This is a genomic window from Pseudomonas sp. 4CAES_32.4 (genome assembly GCF_058136335.1).
Genome location: NZ_CM176882.1, coordinates 5,124,544 through 5,140,813 on the forward strand (window position 1 = coordinate 5,124,544; position 16,270 = coordinate 5,140,813).

Below are 16,270 nucleotides of genomic sequence, written 5' to 3' on the forward strand. Positions count from 1 at the left end.
TCATGCGCGTTCTGATTATCGAAGACGAGGAAAAAACCGCGGACTATCTGCACCGCGGTCTGACGGAACAGGGTTACACCGTGGATCTGGCCCGCGACGGCGTCGAGGGTCTGCATCTGGCGCTGGAAAGCGACTACGCGGTGATCGTCCTCGACGTCATGTTGCCGGGCCTTGATGGCTTCGGCGTGCTGCGCGCGTTACGTGCGCGCAAGCAAACGCCGGTGATCATGCTCACCGCCCGCGAGCGCGTCGAAGACCGCATCAAAGGCCTGCGCGACGGGGCCGACGATTACCTCGGCAAACCGTTTTCCTTCCTCGAACTGGTCGCGCGCCTGCAAGCGCTGACCCGGCGCAGTGGCGGCCATGAGCCGGTGCAAGTGAGCATCGCCGACCTGTGGATCGATTTGATCAGCCGCAAGGCGACCCGCGCCGGCACACGTCTGGATCTGACGGCCAAAGAGTTTTCACTGCTCAGTGTTCTCGCCCGCCGCCAAGGTGAAATCCTTTCGAAAACCGCGATTGCCGAGATGGTCTGGGACATCAATTTCGACAGTGACGCCAACGTCGTCGAAGTGGCGATCAAACGCCTGCGCGCCAAGCTTGACGGGCCATTCGACGAAAAACTGCTGCACACCATTCGCGGCATGGGCTATGTGCTGGAGAGCCGTGGTGTCCAGTAATTCGATTGCGCTACGCCTTAGCGGTATGTTCACGCTGGTGGCGCTGCTGGTGTTTCTGTTGATCGGCGGCGCGTTGTATCAGCAGGTCGACAAAGGTTTGGGATTGCTCCCGGAAGCCGAGCTGGATGCGCGTTACAGCGTGCTCGAATCCACCGTTGGCCGCTTTGGCACACCCGAGCATTGGGTGAAGATCAACAACAAACTCAAGCTGCTCGGCGAAGAAGACAAGCGCATCAGTTTCTGGATCAGCAGCGGCGATCCGCAATACGAATACGGCAACCTCACGCCGCAAATCCGCGAGATCACCAATGGGCCGCTGGGCATGCGCGATTTGCAACTGCCGGGGCAGCCTTATCCGTTGAAAGTGCTGGTCAGCGAATTCCCGGCCAAGGACCAGCGCCCGCCACTGCGCTTCATGATCGGCATCGATACCGAGACGTTTCACGAGACGCAACACAACCTGTTGATCGCGTTGATCGGCCTGGCGATTGTCGGGGTGCTGATGGCGTCCGCGCTGGGTTATTGGGTGGCGCGGATCGGTCTGAAACCGCTGATCAAACTGTCCCACGAAGCACAGCGTCTGGCGCCACCGCTGCGGGCCGGTCGCTTGCGTTTGTCGCCGCTGCCACCGGAACTGGAGCAGTTTGTCGACTCGTTCAACTCGACGCTGGAACGGGTCGAACTGGCCTATTCGCGACTGGAATCGTTCAACGCCGACGTCGCCCATGAATTGCGTTCACCGCTGACCAATCTGATCGGCCAGACGCAAGTAGCGCTGACCCGTGGGCGTTCCGCGGAACACTATTTCGAGGTGCTGCAATCCAATCTTGAAGAGCTGGAACGGCTGCGCTCGATCATCAATGACATGCTGTTTCTCGCCAGCGCGGACCAGGGTAATAAGGCGACCAAACTCACATCGACATCGCTGGCCGATGAAGTGGCGACGACCCTGGAATATCTGGATTTCATTCTTGAAGATGCGCAGGTTCAGGTGCAGGTCAGCGGTGATGCGCTGGTGCAGATCGAGGTCGCGCACCTGCGTCGGGCGTTGATCAACTTGCTGAGCAATGCGGTGCAGCACACCGAGGCGGGTCAGGTGATCGAGGTGCGGATTGAGGTTGAAGATAACCAGGTGAGTATTGGCGTGGCCAATCCGGGATCGCCGATTGCCAGCGAGCATCTGCCCCGGTTGTTCGAACGGTTTTATCGGGTCGATGCGTCGCGAAGTAACAGTGGTAATAACCATGGTTTGGGGCTGGCGATCGTCAAGGCGATTGCGCTGATGCATGGTGGGGATGTGTTTGTGCGCAGTGATCGGGGGATGAATACTTTCGGCATCCATTTGCCTGTCTGACCCTCCTCCACCGATCGTTCCCACGTAAAGCGTGGGAATGATCAACATCTTCCCCTGTAGGAGCTGCCGAAGGCTGCGATCTTTGCTTCTGCTGTAACAGTCATTTATGAAAATCACGCTGTTTCCCAACGCCTGGCAACCTTATCTTTGCCCGCACCAAACAGCACTCGCCAAGCGAGAAGGTCTTCAAGATGTCCAACAGTATGGGTATTGCCAGCGCGTTCGTTTTGTCCTCATTGATCCTGTCGCCGATGGCGATGGCTGAAGAATCGCAGTCGTTCGTAGCGCACAATGTCGCTCGCGCTCAGGCTTACGATCAGTATCAGGCTGAAGTGATGGCCAAGGCGCAAAACGCCACGCAAGCCCCGCAGGCTGCAACTTCCCAGGCTCAGGCAAGCGAGACAGACAGCTGAGTCGCGCACCGCGCCAACGTTTCCCTCGACGCGGTTGTTTGGCTCTTCCCGTTCAACCGTCGTCATTCCAGGCCGCTGCCTTTCAGCGGCCTTTTTTCGTTGTGGTTTGAAAGCCGTTTGGTTCGTCTGTAACAACAAGAAACATCGAGCGCCTCAACATATAGAGGCGCCAGTTGACCCAAGGAGCTCCATTGCACGTGCGTTACCCAGTTCGTTTCACCCCGCTGTTCATTGCAATTGCCGCAACGATTGCTCCCGCCGTTCAGGCTGACGAGCCTGCCAAAGAAGGCTTCGTCGAAGGTTCGAGCCTCAACCTTAACGCCCGCAACTACTACATGAATCGCAACCGCCTGCAGCAGACGGACGACAACATCGAGTGGGGCCAGGGTTTTCTCGGGATCTTTGAGTCGGGTTATACCGAGGGCACAGTCGGCTTCGGCATCGATGCCCACGCCATGCTCGGGCTGAAGCTCGATGGCGGTGGCGGCACGGACGGGTCGAGCATCCTGCCGATCCGAGAGAATGGCGGCAAAGCGCCGGGAGCCTTTTCCACGGCGGGCGGCACGCTGAAAATGCGCGCGTTCGACACCGAATTGAAGGCCGGTGATCTGTTCCTCACCAACCCGGTGATCGCCGGCGGCGACACGCGCATGCTGCCGCAGACCTTTCGTGGTGTGAGCCTGACCAATCACAGCTTCGACGGCTGGCTGATCGAAGGTGGCCAGGCCAGTTTCACCAAGCCGTATAACCAGAGCGGTCATACCCGCATCGGCACTTCCTACGGCACCTTGGCCGATAGCGATGAGAGCCAACACCTGAACTGGGCCGGTGTGGCCTGGAGCGGTGTCGAAGGTTTGACCAGCAGCCTGTACGCGTCCGAACTCAAGGACATCTGGAACCAGTACTACTACGACCTGGATTACACCTGGCAGTTGAACGATCTGGTCAGCCTCAACCCGGGCCTGCACTTCTATCACACGCAAGACACCGGTGATGCGCTGCTGGGCAACATCGACAACAACACCTACAGCCTGCACTTCACCGTTGGCGTCGGTCATCACAGCGTTACCGCCGCCTATCAGCGGGTCAACGGCAATACGCCGTTCGACTACATCAGCCAGGGCGACAGCGTTTATCTGGACAACTCGCAGCAGTACTCGGACTTCAACGGCCCGAACGAGCGTTCATGGAAGCTCAAATACGCCTATGACTTTGCCGGTGTCGGCGTGCCGGGCCTGACTTCGGGCGTGTCCTACTCGCGCGGCACGGTGGATTTGACCAAGGTTGACCCCGACAGCCAGGGTTACGCCAACTGGTACAGCGCTGAAGGTCGCAACGCCAAGCACTGGGAACGCGATATCGATGTGAAGTACGTGGTGCAAAGTGGCCAGGCCAAAGATCTGGCAGTACGCCTGCAATGGGCAACCAATCGGGGTGGCAATGGTTACGGCGCGATTGACACCGACACCGACGAATACCGCGTGATCATCGACTACCCGATCAACGTCTTCTAAGATCAGTTAACACTGAACCTGTAGGAGCTGCCGAAGGCCCGAGCTTTCGGCAGCTCCTACGCTTATAAGATCTCCAAACCGACAATCCCATCATGATCGCGAGCCGCACCCCGCCCGTTTCGGGCAAGACCGGACGCCCCGAGTTGCTGCTGATTTGCGGCAGTTTGCTGACCGTGATCGCGATTTTGTGCATCGTCACTTTCCTGCTGATCCGCGAGCACGCCAATGCCCGCGATTCGGCGACCCGCAGCGCCACCACCATCGCCCAGTTGATCGACGCCGACGTACTGCGCACTGTCGAGCTGTACGACCTGACCCTGCAAGGCCTGATCGCCGCCGCCCAGCGCGATGACCTGCAAAACGTTTCGCCGCAGATCCGTCATCTGGCGCTGTTCGACCGTTCCACTACCGCGCGCTTCAAGGGCGATATTCTGCTGCTCGACAAGCATGGCGACGTGCTCGCCGACTCTTCTCGAATCGAACCGAAACCGGGCAACTTCGCCGACCGCGACTACTTTCTCGCCCACGCCTTCAACCGCGACGTCGGCATGTTTATCAGCCGTCCGTTCAAGACCCGCTGCGACTGCGACGAGGCGAATCAATGGCGCATCAGTTTCAGCCGCAGGATTTCTACGGACACCGGAGAGTTCGCCGGGGTGGCCGTGGCCTCGATGAAACTCGACTACTTCGATCAGTTGTTCAACAGCCTCGACATCGGCAAGGGCAGCACGCTGAACATCATCGACCATGACGGCGTGCTGCTGGCGCAGAAGCCTTACCTGCAGAGCGATTCAATCGGCAAGAACTTCGGCAATCGGCCCAATGTGATACGAATCCTGCGCGACAAGGATGGCAATGGCAGTTTCACCAGCACCTCGAGCATTGACCATCAACAGCGTCTCTATACCTATTCACGGGTCGGGAATCTGCCGTTGACGGTGATGGTCGCGCTGTCCAGCGACGAGGTGTTCGCCACCTGGCGCCGCACGGCGATGCTGGTCAGCGGCGCCACCGGCGTGCTGTGCGTGGGCTTGCTGTGGCTGACCTGGCTGCTGGCCCGCGAACTGCGCCGACGCCAGCGTGCCGAGCGCGAACTGGCGCAACTGGCTGCCACTGATGCGCTGACCGGTGTAGCCAATCGTCGGATGCTCGATCAATCGCTGCGTCACGAATGGTTCCGCGCCCAGCGTTCGGGCAAACCGCTGTCGGTGATGATGATCGATGCCGATCATTTCAAGGCGTTTAATGACCGGCATGGGCATCAGGCCGGTGATCAGGCGTTGAAGTCGCTGGCCAAGGTCATCACTGACAATGTGCGACGACCGGCGGATTTGGTCGCGCGTTATGGCGGCGAGGAGTTTTCAGTGATTCTCGCCGAGACCGATGGTCATGGCGCGCAGCAGATTGCCGAGCATATTCGTCAGGCGGTGGAGCAGTTGCCGTGGATTGCAGGGGCTGATCGGCCGATGACGGTGAGCATTGGCATCGCCACATGGACGGCGGCGAGTGAGATGACGCTGGAGCAGGTGTTGTTTGCGGCGGACAAGGCGTTGTATCAGGCCAAGGAAGGTGGGCGGAATCGGGCGGTGGTGGCTGCCTGATAGATGTAGTGGCTTCACCGGCCCCATCGCTGGCAAGCCAGCTCCCACAGGGACTTTTGGTGCATTGGAAATTTGTGGTTCACCTTGGAAACTGTGGGAGCTGGCTTGCCAGCGATGAGGCCAGTGCAGACCACACAAAAACCACAGGCATAAAAAAAGGCCATCCGAGGATGGCCTTCAAAAAACTAGAGAGGTTTTTTACTTACACCGCCGCAACCGGGCGCATGTAAGAGATTGGTGCGGTGCTGGCGTCTTCGAACGTCACCACTTCCCAAGCATCTGTCTGCTCAATCAACTTGCGCAGCAGCTGGTTGTTCAGTGCATGACCGGACTTGAAGCCTTTGAACTCACCAATCAGGCTGTTACCCAGCAGGTACAGGTCGCCAATGGCATCGAGGATCTTGTGCTTCACGAATTCGTCTTCATAGCGAAGACCGTCTTCGTTCAACACGCCATCGGCATCGACCACGATTGCGTTTTCAACGCTGCCGCCGAGTGCGAGGTTGTGCTTGCGCAGGTACTCGATGTCACTCATGAAACCAAAGGTACGGGCGCGGCTGACTTCTTTTACGAACGAAGTGCTGGAAAAATCCACGCTTGCACTTTGGGTGCGGTCCCGGAATACCGGGTGATCGAAATCGATCTCGAAGCTCACCTTGAACCCTTCGAAAGGGACGAAAGTGGCGCGCTTGTCGCCGTCTTCCACTGTCACTTCACGCAGGATGCGGATGAATTTCTTGGCGGCGTCCTGTTCTTCCAGGCCTGCCGATTGAATCAGGAATACGAAGGGTCCAGCGCTGCCATCCATGATCGGGACTTCGGACGCGGAGAGCTCGACGTAGGCGTTATCGATGCCCAGGCCAGCCATGGCCGAGAGCAAGTGCTCTACCGTGTCCACTTTCACGTCGCCATTGATCAGCGTCGTCGACATAGTGGTTTCACCGACGTTTTCCGCGCGGGCAGGAATCTGCACCACAGGGTCGAGGTCAGCGCGACAAAACACAATGCCAGTGTCGACAGGCGCAGGCTTGAGGGTCAGATAGACCTTCTCACCGGAGTGCAGGCCTACACCTGTGGCACGGATAATATTTTTCAGTGTGCGTTGTTTAATCATGGCTTGGGCCGCTTCAGCGCAAATTGCGAACTGGTATCAACAAAGGCTGGCGATGATAGCAGACCATGCCTTTGCTGAACACCAATCACCTTCATAGCCCTGATACATTCCATCAATCGGCCTGACGACGCAGGAATGCCGGGATGTCCAGGTAATCCAGATCATCTTGCGGATTCATCTTCGCGGCAGCCGCAGCACCGGCCTGAGCCTGGTTGCGCATGACGGTCGGACGGTCCAGATCACGGTAGTTAACCGCTGGCGCTTCCTGACGGGCCGGAGCCGGTTGTTGTACCTGGGCAGATGCCATGGAAGTGTGAACGGTGTTGTCGATGACCTTTACCGGCTTCTCGATTTTCGCGCCCAGACCAGTGGCAACCACAGTCACGTGCAGCTCGTCGCGCATGTCCGGATCGATAACGGTACCGACCTTGACCATCGCGTGCTCGGAAGCGAAGGCTTCGATGATGCTACCCACGTCGGAGTACTCACCCAGGGACAGGTCAGGGCCGGCGGTGATGTTCACCAGGATGCCGCGTGCGCCCTGCAGGTTCACGTCTTCCAGCAGTGGGTTGCGGATTGCCGCTTCGGTTGCTTCACGTGCACGGTTCGGACCGCTGGCGCAGCCAGTGCCCATCATCGCCATGCCCATTTCGCTCATCACGGTACGCACGTCGGCGAAGTCGACGTTGATCATGCCCGGACGCTTGATGATGTCGGAGATACCGCGAACGGCACCGGCCAGTACATCGTCAGCCTTGGCGAAAGCCGACAAGAGGCTTGCGTCTTTACCGAGGATGGTCAGCAGCTTCTCGTTCGGAATGGTGATCAACGAGTCGACGCTTTCGGAAAGCATGCGGATGCCTTCGTCGGCGATCTGCATACGCTTGCGGCCTTCGAACGGGAACGGACGCGTCACGACCGCAACGGTCAGAATGCCCATTTCCTTGGCCACTTCGGCGATGATCGGCGCAGCACCGGTACCGGTACCGCCGCCCATGCCAGTGGTGATGAACACCATGTTGGTGCCCTGCAGGACTTCGGCAATGCGCTCACGGTCTTCGAGAGCGGCCTGACGACCTACTTCAGGGTTGGCGCCGGCGCCCAGACCTTTGGTCACACCGGTACCCAGTTGCAGAATGGTGCGTGCGCCGATGTTTTTCAGCGCTTGAGCATCAGTGTTGGCGCAGATGAATTCAACGCCTTCGATGTTGCTCTTGACCATGTGGTTGACAGCGTTGCCGCCGCCACCGCCGACACCGATAACTTTGATTACCGGGCTTGCGGGGATGTTGTCTACGAGTTCGAACATTTTCCCTCTCCTTACATTCTCTAGTTTTTTCGCCTACTGCATGTTTGTTGCGGTGCATCTACTGCTACTGCTTGCCGCTCGAAGCTTGACGCTTCGAACTGCTCTTAAAAGTTGCCTTGAACCCACTTCTTCAATCGGTCCAGCAACGGCGCCTGTGGCTCTTCGTTGCTGTAGCTGTCGCGGCTGCCGATGCCCGAGAACGAGATCCCGTCGGACTGCTTTTGCAGGCCGTACATCAACAAGCCAACGCCAGTGGAATAAATCGGGTTGCGTACCACGTCATCCAGTCCTTTGACGCCGTGCGGCACGCCCAGACGAACCGGCATGTGGAAGATTTCTTCGGCCAGTTCAGTGGCGCCTTCCATCTTCGAAGTACCGCCAGTGAGGACAATGCCCGCCGGGATCAGGTCTTCGTAGCCGCTGCGACGCAGCTCGGCCTGAATCAGCGTGAACAGTTCGTCGTAACGCGGCTCGACCACTTCGGCCAGGGCCTGACGCGACAGTTCGCGCGGTGGACGGTCGCCAACGCTCGGCACCTTGATGGTTTCACCGGCACCGGCCAGTTTCGCCAGGGCGCAGGCGTAGCGGATTTTGATTTCTTCGGCGTACTGGGTCGGGGTGCGCAACGCCATGGCGATGTCGTTGGTCACCTGATCACCGGCAATCGGGATCACTGCGGTGTGACGAATCGCGCCTTCGGTGAAGATCGCGATGTCGGTGGTGCCGCCGCCGATGTCGACCAGGCACACGCCCAGTTCTTTCTCGTCGTCGGTCAGTACCGAGTAGGCCGAGGCCAGTTGCTCGAGAATGATGTCGTCGATTTCCAGACCGCAGCGGCGCACGCATTTTTCAATGTTCTGTGCGGCGTTGACGGCGCAGGTGACCACGTGAACCTTGGCTTCCAGACGGACGCCGGACATGCCCAGTGGCTCGCGAACGCCTTCCTGGTTATCGATCACGTAATCCTGCGGCAGGGTGTGCAGCACGCGCTGGTCAGCCGGGATCGCCACAGCCTGAGCGGCGTCGAGGACGCGCTCGAGGTCGGCCGAGCTGACTTCGCGATCACGGATCGCGACGATGCCGTGGGAGTTCAGGCTGCGGATGTGATTGCCCGCCACGCCGACGAACGCCGAGTGAATGCGGCAGCCCGCCATCAGTTGGGCTTCTTCGATCGCGCGCTGGATCGATTGCACGGTGGACTCGATGTTGACCACCACGCCCTTCTTCAGGCCACGGGACGGATGGGTACCGATCCCGACGATTTCCAGCGAGCCGTCGTCGGAGACCTCGCCGACCAGCGCCACCACCTTGGAGGTGCCGATATCGAGACCGACGATCATTTTGCCGCTTTGCACGTTTGCCATGGGTCCTGCCTCTTCTTAATTCTTTGCGACAGCGGGTTGGGCTGTCGTCGGCGCTACAGGTTCCCGCCAGCCAACAGCGAGGCCGTTGGCGTAGCGCAGATCGATGCGCGCAATGTTCGTAATCTGGTCTTTAAGCGTCTTGTCATAGATGGCGATGAAGCGGCGCATCTTTTCCACCAGGTTGCCGCGTCCCAGCAGCAACTCGATGCCGGGACCGGAACTGCCGGCACCGGTGGTCAGGAACCAGCTCCCGCGTTCACGCAGTTCCAGGCGTGCAATCGAGAAGCCCAACGGCCGCAGCATCTGGCTCAGCACCTGATACTGCTGCATCACTTGCTGCTGGGCCCGTTGTGGGCCGAACAGCTGTGGCAGGTGTTCGTAGTTCGCCAGCTCCTTTGGCGTGAACGCCTGGCCCTGGTTGTTCAGCAACGACTCGTCGCCCCAACGCGCCACCGGCAGTTGCTCTTCGAGGCGGATCACCACCTGGTCCGGCCACACACGACGTACTTCGGCGTGGGCGATCCAGGGCATCTGCTCAAGCTCGGTACGCATGCCGGCCAGGTCGATGGTGAAGAAACTCGACGCCACGTACGGGGCGATCCGTTGCTGCACTGCTTGCTGACTGATGTAACTCAGGTCGCCCTGCACGGCGATCTTGGTGATCGGCCGGTCGGCGTACGGCAGCAAACGCGTTGCGCCTTCGTACGTTCCAAAACCCAGCACCACCAGCAGCACCGGCCAGAACAGACTTTTCACGAAGCCGAAATTGGCTTTCGGCAGGCGCGCAGACATCGGCTCTTTCGCCACCATGCGGCTGGCACCCCGCGGCACCGGCTTGCGGCCGGGTGCGGGAGGCTGATGTCTGAGCTGAGCGCCTTGCATCGTCTTAACCTCTAGCGTCTTCAACACTGGCGGCCAGAATGGCCAGAACCAGTTGCTGGAAATCCAGACCGGCAGCACGGGCCGCCATCGGCACCAGACTGTGATCGGTCATGCCCGGTGCGGTGTTCACTTCGAGGAACCAGAACTGCCCGTCGGCGTCCTGCATCACGTCCGCCCTGCCCCAACCGGCAATACCCAGCGCCTCACTGGCCTTGGCCGTGAGATCCATGAGTTCTTGTTCCTTGGCGGCATCCAGCCCGCACGGAATGCGGTACTGGGTATCGTTGGCGATGTACTTGGCGTCGTAGTCGTAGAACGTGTGCGGGGTACCCAGGGCGATTGGAGGCAACACCTGGTCACGCAGGGTGGCGATGGTGAACTCCGGACCTTGAATCCATTGCTCAACCAAGACTTGCGAATCGTAGGTACTGGCCGCTTTCCATGCGTCGATCAACTCGGACGCAGAACTCACTTTGGCCATCCCGATACTTGAACCTTCATGCGCCGGTTTGACGATCAAAGGGAAGCCCAGTTCCGTCGCCGCCGAAATACAATCAGCTTCGCTGCACAGCACGGCGTGACGCGGCGTCGGAATCCCGAGGCTGTGCCAGACCTGCTTGGTGCGCAGCTTGTCCATCGCCAGTGCCGAAGCCAGAATGCCGCTGCCGGTGTAGGGAATGCCCGCCACTTCGAGCAGGCCCTGCATGGAGCCGTCTTCACCGCCACGGCCGTGAAGGATGATGAACGCACGGTCGATCTTTTCGCTGAGCAGACGTTGCAAAATGTCGTCGCCAACGTCGATGCCGAACGCGTCCACGCCAGCGCTCTGCAGTGCGTCGAGCACGGCGTTACCGGATTTCAGCGAAACCTCACGCTCGGCGCTCAAGCCGCCGAAAAGCACGGCGACGCGGCCGAAGTCTTTCGGCGCGATCGTGGAGAACAGGTTGGCGTAGGCAGCAGTCATTTCAACTTCCCCTCGACCGACGCCGCCACGGCGCCAGCGAACAATTCACTTTTCAACAGCTTCGGCGCGAGACCGCCGATATCACCGGCGCCCTGGCACAGCAGGATGTCGCCGGCACGCAGCAGCGGCTTGACCAGCGGTGCCAGATCAACGCCACGCTCGATGTAGATCGGGTCCAGCGCACCGCGTTGGCGGATGCTGTTGCACAGCTTGCGGCTGTCGGCGCCCGGGATCGGCTCTTCGCCGGCCGGATAGACTTCCATCAACAGCAGCACGTTGGCGTCGGCCAGTACATTGACGAAATCGTCGTAGAGGTCGCGGGTGCGGCTGTAACGGTGCGGCTGGTAGACCATCACCAAGCGGCGCTCCGGCCAGCCACCGCGTACGGCTTTGATCACTGCCGCAACTTCGGTCGGGTGGTGACCGTAGTCGTCGACCAGCATCACGTTGCCACCGTCCACCGGCAGTTCGCCGTAGACCTGGAAGCGTCGACCGACACCCTGGAAACCCGACAGGCCCTGAACGATGGCTTCATCGCTGACGCCCTCGTCGGTGGCGATGCAAATGGTCGCCAGCGAGTTGAGCACGTTGTGGTTGCCCGGCATGTTCACGGAAACATCCAGCGGCTCACGGTCAGGACGCAGCACGGTGAAGAAGGTCTGCATACCTTGCTGGCGCACATTGATCGCGCGCACGTCAGCGTCTTCGCTGAAGCCGTAGGTCACGGTCGGACGTTTCACCAGCGGGAGGATTTCGCGCACGACCGGATCGTCCAGGCACATCACCGCCAAACCGTAGAACGGCAGGTTGTGCAGGAACTCGACGAAGGTTTTCTTCAGTTTGTTGAAGTCGCCGTCGTAGGTCGCCATGTGGTCGGCGTCGATGTTGGTGACCACGGCCACCAGCGGTTGCAGGTGCAGGAAGCTCGCGTCGCTTTCATCGGCTTCGGCGATCAGGTAACGGCTGGTGCCGAGCTGGGCATTGGTGCCTGCAGCATTCAGACGACCACCGATGACGAACGTCGGATCCAGACCACCGGCGGCGAACACCGAAGCGATCAGGCTGGTGGTGGTGGTTTTGCCGTGCGTACCGGCGACGGCAATGCCGTGGCGATAGCGCATCAGTTCGGCGAGCATTTCCGCACGCGGCACCACTGGAATACGACGCTCAAGCGCGGTCGCGACTTCCGGGTTGGAGGTGTTCACAGCGCTCGACACTACCAGTACATCGGCGGTCGCGGCGTTCTCGGCACGGTGGCCGATGAAGATGTGCGCGCCGAACGATTCGAGACGCTCGGTGACCGGCGAAGCTTTCAGGTCGGAACCGGACACTTCATAGCCCAGGTTCAGCAACACTTCGGCGATTCCGCACATGCCCACGCCGCCGATGCCGACGAAGTGGATGCGACGGATGCGGCGCATTTCCGGTTGCGGCATGGCTTTCTGATTCTCAACCATGGGCCACCTCCAGACAGGTATCGACCACGCTACGGGTGGCATCGGGTTTCGCCAGACGGCGGGCCGCTTGGGCCATATCTTCGAGTCGTTGCGGTTGCATCAAGACCTCTGTCAGGCGCGCGGCAAGGTCCGCGGCACCAGTCGTTCTTTGCGGCATCAGGAAGGCAGCGCCTTCACGGGCCAAATAATCGGCGTTGCGGGTCTGGTGATCGTCGATCGCATGGGGCAAAGGCACCAGCATCGAGGGCAGACCGGCGGCGGCCAGCTCACTGATGGTCAACGCGCCTGCGCGGCACACCACCAGGTCAGCCCAGCCATAGGCTTGGGCCATGTCTTTGATGAACGGCTGCACCTGCGCATCGACGCCGGCGGCGCGGTAGCGCTCTGCAGTCACTTCATCGTGGTTTTTGCCGGCCTGATGAAACACTTCCGGGCGCAAATCGGCAGCGACTTGGGCCAGGGCTTCAGGCAGCAATTTGTTCAACGGTTCTGCGCCGAGGCTTCCGCCTAGGATCAGCAAACGCGCTTTGCGACCGGCCAGAGCAGGTCGCGATGTGTCGAGGAACAGCTCGCTGCGCACCGGGTTGCCGGTGGTACGGCGGGTGTCCGACAGAGTAAAGGTGTCGGGGAACGCTTCACACACTCGGGCGGCGAACGGCACCAGCAACCGATTGGCGGTGCCGGCCACGGCGTTCTGCTCGTGAACGATCACCGGCACCCCGGCCAGTTTCGCGGCAAGACCACCCGGGCCAGTCACATAACCACCGAAGCCGACCACGCAAACCGGCTTCAAGCGACGAATGATCGCCCGCGCCTGCCATACCGATTTCAACAGCATGAACGGCGCCTTGAGCAGCGACAGTTTGCCCTTGCCACGCAGGCCGGTAGCGTTGATGCGGTGCAGTTCAAGACCTGCGGCCGGCACCAGTTCGTTCTCGATCCCGCGTGGGGTGCCGAGCCAGTGCACGGTGTAGCCGCGCGCCTGAAACTCGCGGGCACAGGCCAGCGCCGGGAACACGTGGCCGCCGGTGCCGCCGGCCATGATCAATACGTTAGCGCCCATGATTCGGCTCCTCAGCGAAGTCGCTCTCATGGAATTCCATCTCTTCACTGCCCAAGTGGGTTCGACTCTCCCACTCGATCCTCAACAACAAGCCGAGACAGGCGCAGCAGATCACCAACGAACTGCCGCCGTAACTGAGGAACGGCAAGGTCAGACCCTTGGTTGGCAGCAGGCCAACGTTCACACCGATGTTGATCAGGAACTGACCAATCCACAGGAACGACAAGCCGTATGCCACGTAAGCGGCGAAAAACTGCTTGGCTTTCTCGGCCCACAAGCCGATGTACATGCCGCGAATACACACGAACACGAACAGCGCGACGGTGCACAGCGAACCCACCGCGCCGAGTTCTTCAGCCAATACCGAGAACACGAAGTCGGTGTGCGCTTCCGGCAGGTAGAACTGCTTCTGCACGCTGTTGCCCAGACCGACGCCGAGCCATTCACCTCGACCGAAGGCGATCAGGGCTTGCGACAGCTGATAGCCAGCGCCGAACTGGTCGGCCCAAGGGTCAGCGAAGTTAGTCAGACGCGCCATTCGATACGGCTGCATCTGAATCAACAGCACCACCGCACCGACCGCCAGCACCACCATCAGCGAGAAGCGGAACAACCCGACCCCGCCGAGGAACAGCATGGCCGCCGCAGCGCCCATCATCACCACGGTGGCACCGAAGTCCGGCTCCATCAGCAACAGACCCGCCATCGGCAGCAGCACGATGAACGGCTTGAAGAAACCCATCCAGCTCTCGCGCACTTCTTTCTGGCGACGCACCAGATAACCGGCGAGGTAGATCACCACGAACACCTTGGCGATTTCCGACGGCTGCACGTTGAAGAAGCTGAAACCGATCCAGCGCATCGAACCGTTCACTTCGCGACCGATGCCGGGGATGATCACCATCACCAGCAAACCGAACGCACCGATCAGCATCAGCCAGCCAAGGCGTTGCCAAGTGGCAATCGGAATCATCATGGTGACGATGCACGCGCCCAGGCCCAGCACCACGTAAATAAGGTGGCGAATCATGTAATACAGCGGACTGCCCGACTGCGCCGCCGCCACTTCAGTGGACGCCGAGGCGATCATGATCAAACCGAGACCGAGCAGCGCCAGGCAACCGGCGAGCATCGGGAAATCGAGGTCGATACCGCGCCCGGTGATGATCGGCGACGGATACGGTTTGATGATATTGCGCAGGCTCATGCCAGTTCCTCCACAGCGCGGACGAACTGGTGACCACGGTCTTCGTAATTTTTGAACATGTCGAAACTGGCGCAGGCCGGCGACAACAGCACCACGTCACCCGGCTGGGCGGCGGCGCGGCATTGTGCGACGGCGTCGACCAGCGAGGTCGCGCGAATCAGCGGCACGGCATCGCCGATGGCCTCGCCGATCTTGTCGGAGTCACGGCCCATCAGGATCACGGCGCGGCAGTTGGCCGCTACCGGATCACGCAGATCGTTGAACTCGGCACCCTTGCCATCACCGCCGGCGATCAGAATGACCTTACCGTCGATGTCCGCACCCAAGCCTTCGATGGCGGCCAGAGCGGCGCCAACGTTGGTGGCTTTGGAATCGTTGTAATACGCCACGCCGTCGAGATCGCGCACCCACTGGCAACGGTGTTCGAGACCGGCAAAATTACGTAGTGCCGCGAGCATCGCATCGAACGGCAGGCCGACCGCATGACCCAGCGCCAGTGCCGCAAGGGCGTTGGACTGGTTGTGCGCGCCGCGAATCTTCAGCTCACGCACCGGCAGCAGGTTCTGGAATTCGAAGGCCAGATATTTCTCGCCTTCTTCTTCACGGATACCGAACGCCTTGAAATCCGGTTTGGTCAGGCCGAAGGTCCAGCATGGCTGGCCCTCGCCCATCAACGGACGGCTCAGCGCATCCTGACGGTTGACCACGAACTGCTTGGCGCCACGGAAGATCCGGTGCTTGGCCAGGTGGTAGGCCGGCAGACCGCTGTAGCGATCCATGTGGTCTTCGCTGATGTTCAGCACGGTGGCCACTTCGGCGTTGAGCTGGTCAGTGGTTTCCAGTTGAAAACTCGACAATTCCATCACGTACAGCTCGACGTCGTCGCTGAGCAGGTCCAGCGCCGGGGTGCCGAGGTTGCCGCCGACGGCGACGCGTTTGCCCGCCGCAGCCGCCATCTCGCCGACCAGGGTGGTGACGGTGCTTTTCGCGTTGGAACCGCTGATGGCCACGATCGGCGCCTGCGCGTTACGCGCGAACAGCTCGATGTCGCCAGACAGTTTCACGCCACGCGCCGCAGCGGCTTGCAGGGCCGGGGTCGCCAGCGCCAGGCCGGGGCTCACGTAGAGTTCGTCGGCACGGCACAGGAATTCGACGTCCAGCTCGCCACAACGCACTTCCACGTGCGGATAGTCACGCTTGAGCGTGGCCAGTTCCGGTGGATTTTCCCGCGTGTCCGCCACGGCAAACGACGTGCCCCGGTTCGCCAGGAAGCGAACCAGGGACATGCCGCTCTTGCCGAGGCCGACAACGATGCGGAAGTGGTCAGAAGCGATTAGAGACACTCGTT

Annotated in this window: 14 protein-coding genes; 5 read left to right on the forward strand and 9 right to left on the reverse strand. The window is 60.4% G+C overall.

Translation table 11 applies throughout. From position 1 onward, the window contains the following. Positions 1 to 2: 2 nt before the first annotated feature. The 5 genes from AC3Y64_RS22985 (at position 3) to AC3Y64_RS23005 (ending at position 5,562) form a co-directional block, all read left to right on the forward strand. Positions 3 to 680 carry a heavy metal response regulator transcription factor gene (locus tag AC3Y64_RS22985; protein WP_007916978.1) on the forward strand — a complete coding sequence of 226 codons (678 nt, stop codon included), beginning with the start codon at positions 3 to 5 and terminating at the stop codon, positions 678 to 680. Beyond that, positions 670 to 2,034 (forward strand): heavy metal sensor histidine kinase, encoded by a 1,365-nt coding sequence (locus tag AC3Y64_RS22990; RefSeq protein WP_489985361.1) that lies wholly within the window; start codon positions 670 to 672, stop codon positions 2,032 to 2,034. The genes AC3Y64_RS22985 and AC3Y64_RS22990 overlap by 11 nt, the downstream gene beginning before the upstream one ends. A 191-nt stretch (positions 2,035 to 2,225) precedes the next feature. Beyond that, positions 2,226 to 2,447: a hypothetical protein gene (locus AC3Y64_RS22995; protein ID WP_489985362.1), complete on the forward strand. Its 222-nt coding sequence runs from the start codon at positions 2,226 to 2,228 to the stop codon at positions 2,445 to 2,447. 197 nt (positions 2,448 to 2,644) lie between these two features. Continuing rightward, positions 2,645 to 3,961 carry an OprD family porin gene (locus AC3Y64_RS23000; protein WP_489985363.1) on the forward strand — a complete coding sequence of 439 codons (1,317 nt, stop codon included), beginning with the start codon at positions 2,645 to 2,647 and terminating at the stop codon, positions 3,959 to 3,961. Between the two features lie 92 nt (positions 3,962 to 4,053). Further along, the gene (locus tag AC3Y64_RS23005; protein ID WP_489985364.1) at positions 4,054 to 5,562 is read left to right on the forward strand and encodes a sensor domain-containing diguanylate cyclase; all 1,509 of its coding nucleotides are present in this window, start codon (positions 4,054 to 4,056) and stop codon (positions 5,560 to 5,562) included. A gap of 202 nt (positions 5,563 to 5,764) precedes the next feature. On the opposite strand, the gene lpxC is transcribed toward AC3Y64_RS23005, so the two are convergent. The 9 genes from lpxC to murD form a co-directional block, all read right to left on the reverse strand. Further along, positions 5,765 to 6,676 (reverse strand): UDP-3-O-acyl-N-acetylglucosamine deacetylase, encoded by a 912-nt coding sequence (lpxC, locus tag AC3Y64_RS23010; RefSeq protein ID WP_007916984.1) that lies wholly within the window; start codon positions 6,674 to 6,676, stop codon positions 5,765 to 5,767. A 112-nt stretch (positions 6,677 to 6,788) separates the two neighbouring features. Next, positions 6,789 to 7,985 carry a cell division protein FtsZ gene (ftsZ, locus tag AC3Y64_RS23015; protein WP_016986475.1) on the reverse strand — a complete coding sequence of 399 codons (1,197 nt, stop codon included), beginning with the start codon at positions 7,983 to 7,985 and terminating at the stop codon, positions 6,789 to 6,791. Positions 7,986 to 8,089: 104 nt separating this feature from the next. Beyond that, complete coding sequence (ftsA, locus tag AC3Y64_RS23020) at positions 8,090 to 9,349, reverse strand: cell division protein FtsA (protein ID WP_008082764.1); 1,260 nt, start codon at positions 9,347 to 9,349, stop codon at positions 8,090 to 8,092. A gap of 15 nt (positions 9,350 to 9,364) precedes the next feature. Further along, positions 9,365 to 10,231: a cell division protein FtsQ/DivIB gene (locus AC3Y64_RS23025; protein WP_064392861.1), complete on the reverse strand. Its 867-nt coding sequence runs from the start codon at positions 10,229 to 10,231 to the stop codon at positions 9,365 to 9,367. A gap of 4 nt (positions 10,232 to 10,235) precedes the next feature. Beyond that, on the reverse strand, positions 10,236 to 11,195 hold the full coding sequence (locus tag AC3Y64_RS23030) for a D-alanine--D-alanine ligase (protein WP_223026964.1): 960 nt from the start codon (positions 11,193 to 11,195) through the stop codon (positions 10,236 to 10,238). Continuing rightward, positions 11,192 to 12,652: a UDP-N-acetylmuramate--L-alanine ligase gene (gene murC, locus AC3Y64_RS23035; RefSeq protein ID WP_158958252.1), complete on the reverse strand. Its 1,461-nt coding sequence runs from the start codon at positions 12,650 to 12,652 to the stop codon at positions 11,192 to 11,194. The genes AC3Y64_RS23030 and murC overlap by 4 nt, the downstream gene beginning before the upstream one ends. Further along, positions 12,645 to 13,715: an undecaprenyldiphospho-muramoylpentapeptide beta-N-acetylglucosaminyltransferase gene (gene murG, locus AC3Y64_RS23040; protein WP_064392864.1), complete on the reverse strand. Its 1,071-nt coding sequence runs from the start codon at positions 13,713 to 13,715 to the stop codon at positions 12,645 to 12,647. The genes murC and murG overlap by 8 nt, the downstream gene beginning before the upstream one ends. Continuing rightward, positions 13,705 to 14,922 carry a putative lipid II flippase FtsW gene (ftsW, locus tag AC3Y64_RS23045; protein WP_007916996.1) on the reverse strand — a complete coding sequence of 406 codons (1,218 nt, stop codon included), beginning with the start codon at positions 14,920 to 14,922 and terminating at the stop codon, positions 13,705 to 13,707. The genes murG and ftsW overlap by 11 nt, the downstream gene beginning before the upstream one ends. Then, positions 14,919 to 16,265 (reverse strand): UDP-N-acetylmuramoyl-L-alanine--D-glutamate ligase, encoded by a 1,347-nt coding sequence (murD, locus tag AC3Y64_RS23050; RefSeq protein WP_489985365.1) that lies wholly within the window; start codon positions 16,263 to 16,265, stop codon positions 14,919 to 14,921. Before murD ends, ftsW begins: the two co-directional genes overlap by 4 nt. Positions 16,266 to 16,270: the final 5 nt, after the last annotated feature.

Bases quoted from the DNA above. Each gene is read 5' to 3' on its own strand.
- AC3Y64_RS23025 (WP_064392861.1), bottom strand. From the start codon at position 10,231: ATGCAAGGCGCTCAGCTCAGACATCAGCCTCCCGCACCCGGCCGCAAG.
- ftsA (WP_008082764.1), bottom strand. From the start codon at position 9,349: ATGGCAAACGTGCAAAGCGGCAAAATGATCGTCGGTCTCGATATCGGC.
- AC3Y64_RS22995 (WP_489985362.1), top strand. From the start codon at position 2,226: ATGTCCAACAGTATGGGTATTGCCAGCGCGTTCGTTTTGTCCTCATTG.
- AC3Y64_RS23005 (WP_489985364.1), top strand. From the start codon at position 4,054: ATGATCGCGAGCCGCACCCCGCCCGTTTCGGGCAAGACCGGACGCCCC.
- ftsW (WP_007916996.1), bottom strand. From the start codon at position 14,922: ATGAGCCTGCGCAATATCATCAAACCGTATCCGTCGCCGATCATCACC.
- ftsZ (WP_016986475.1), bottom strand. From the start codon at position 7,985: ATGTTCGAACTCGTAGACAACATCCCCGCAAGCCCGGTAATCAAAGTT.
- murC (WP_158958252.1), bottom strand. From the start codon at position 12,652: ATGGTTGAGAATCAGAAAGCCATGCCGCAACCGGAAATGCGCCGCATC.
- AC3Y64_RS22985 (WP_007916978.1), top strand. From the start codon at position 3: ATGCGCGTTCTGATTATCGAAGACGAGGAAAAAACCGCGGACTATCTG.
- murG (WP_064392864.1), bottom strand. From the start codon at position 13,715: ATGGGCGCTAACGTATTGATCATGGCCGGCGGCACCGGCGGCCACGTG.
- AC3Y64_RS23030 (WP_223026964.1), bottom strand. From the start codon at position 11,195: ATGACTGCTGCCTACGCCAACCTGTTCTCCACGATCGCGCCGAAAGAC.
- lpxC (WP_007916984.1), bottom strand. From the start codon at position 6,676: ATGATTAAACAACGCACACTGAAAAATATTATCCGTGCCACAGGTGTA.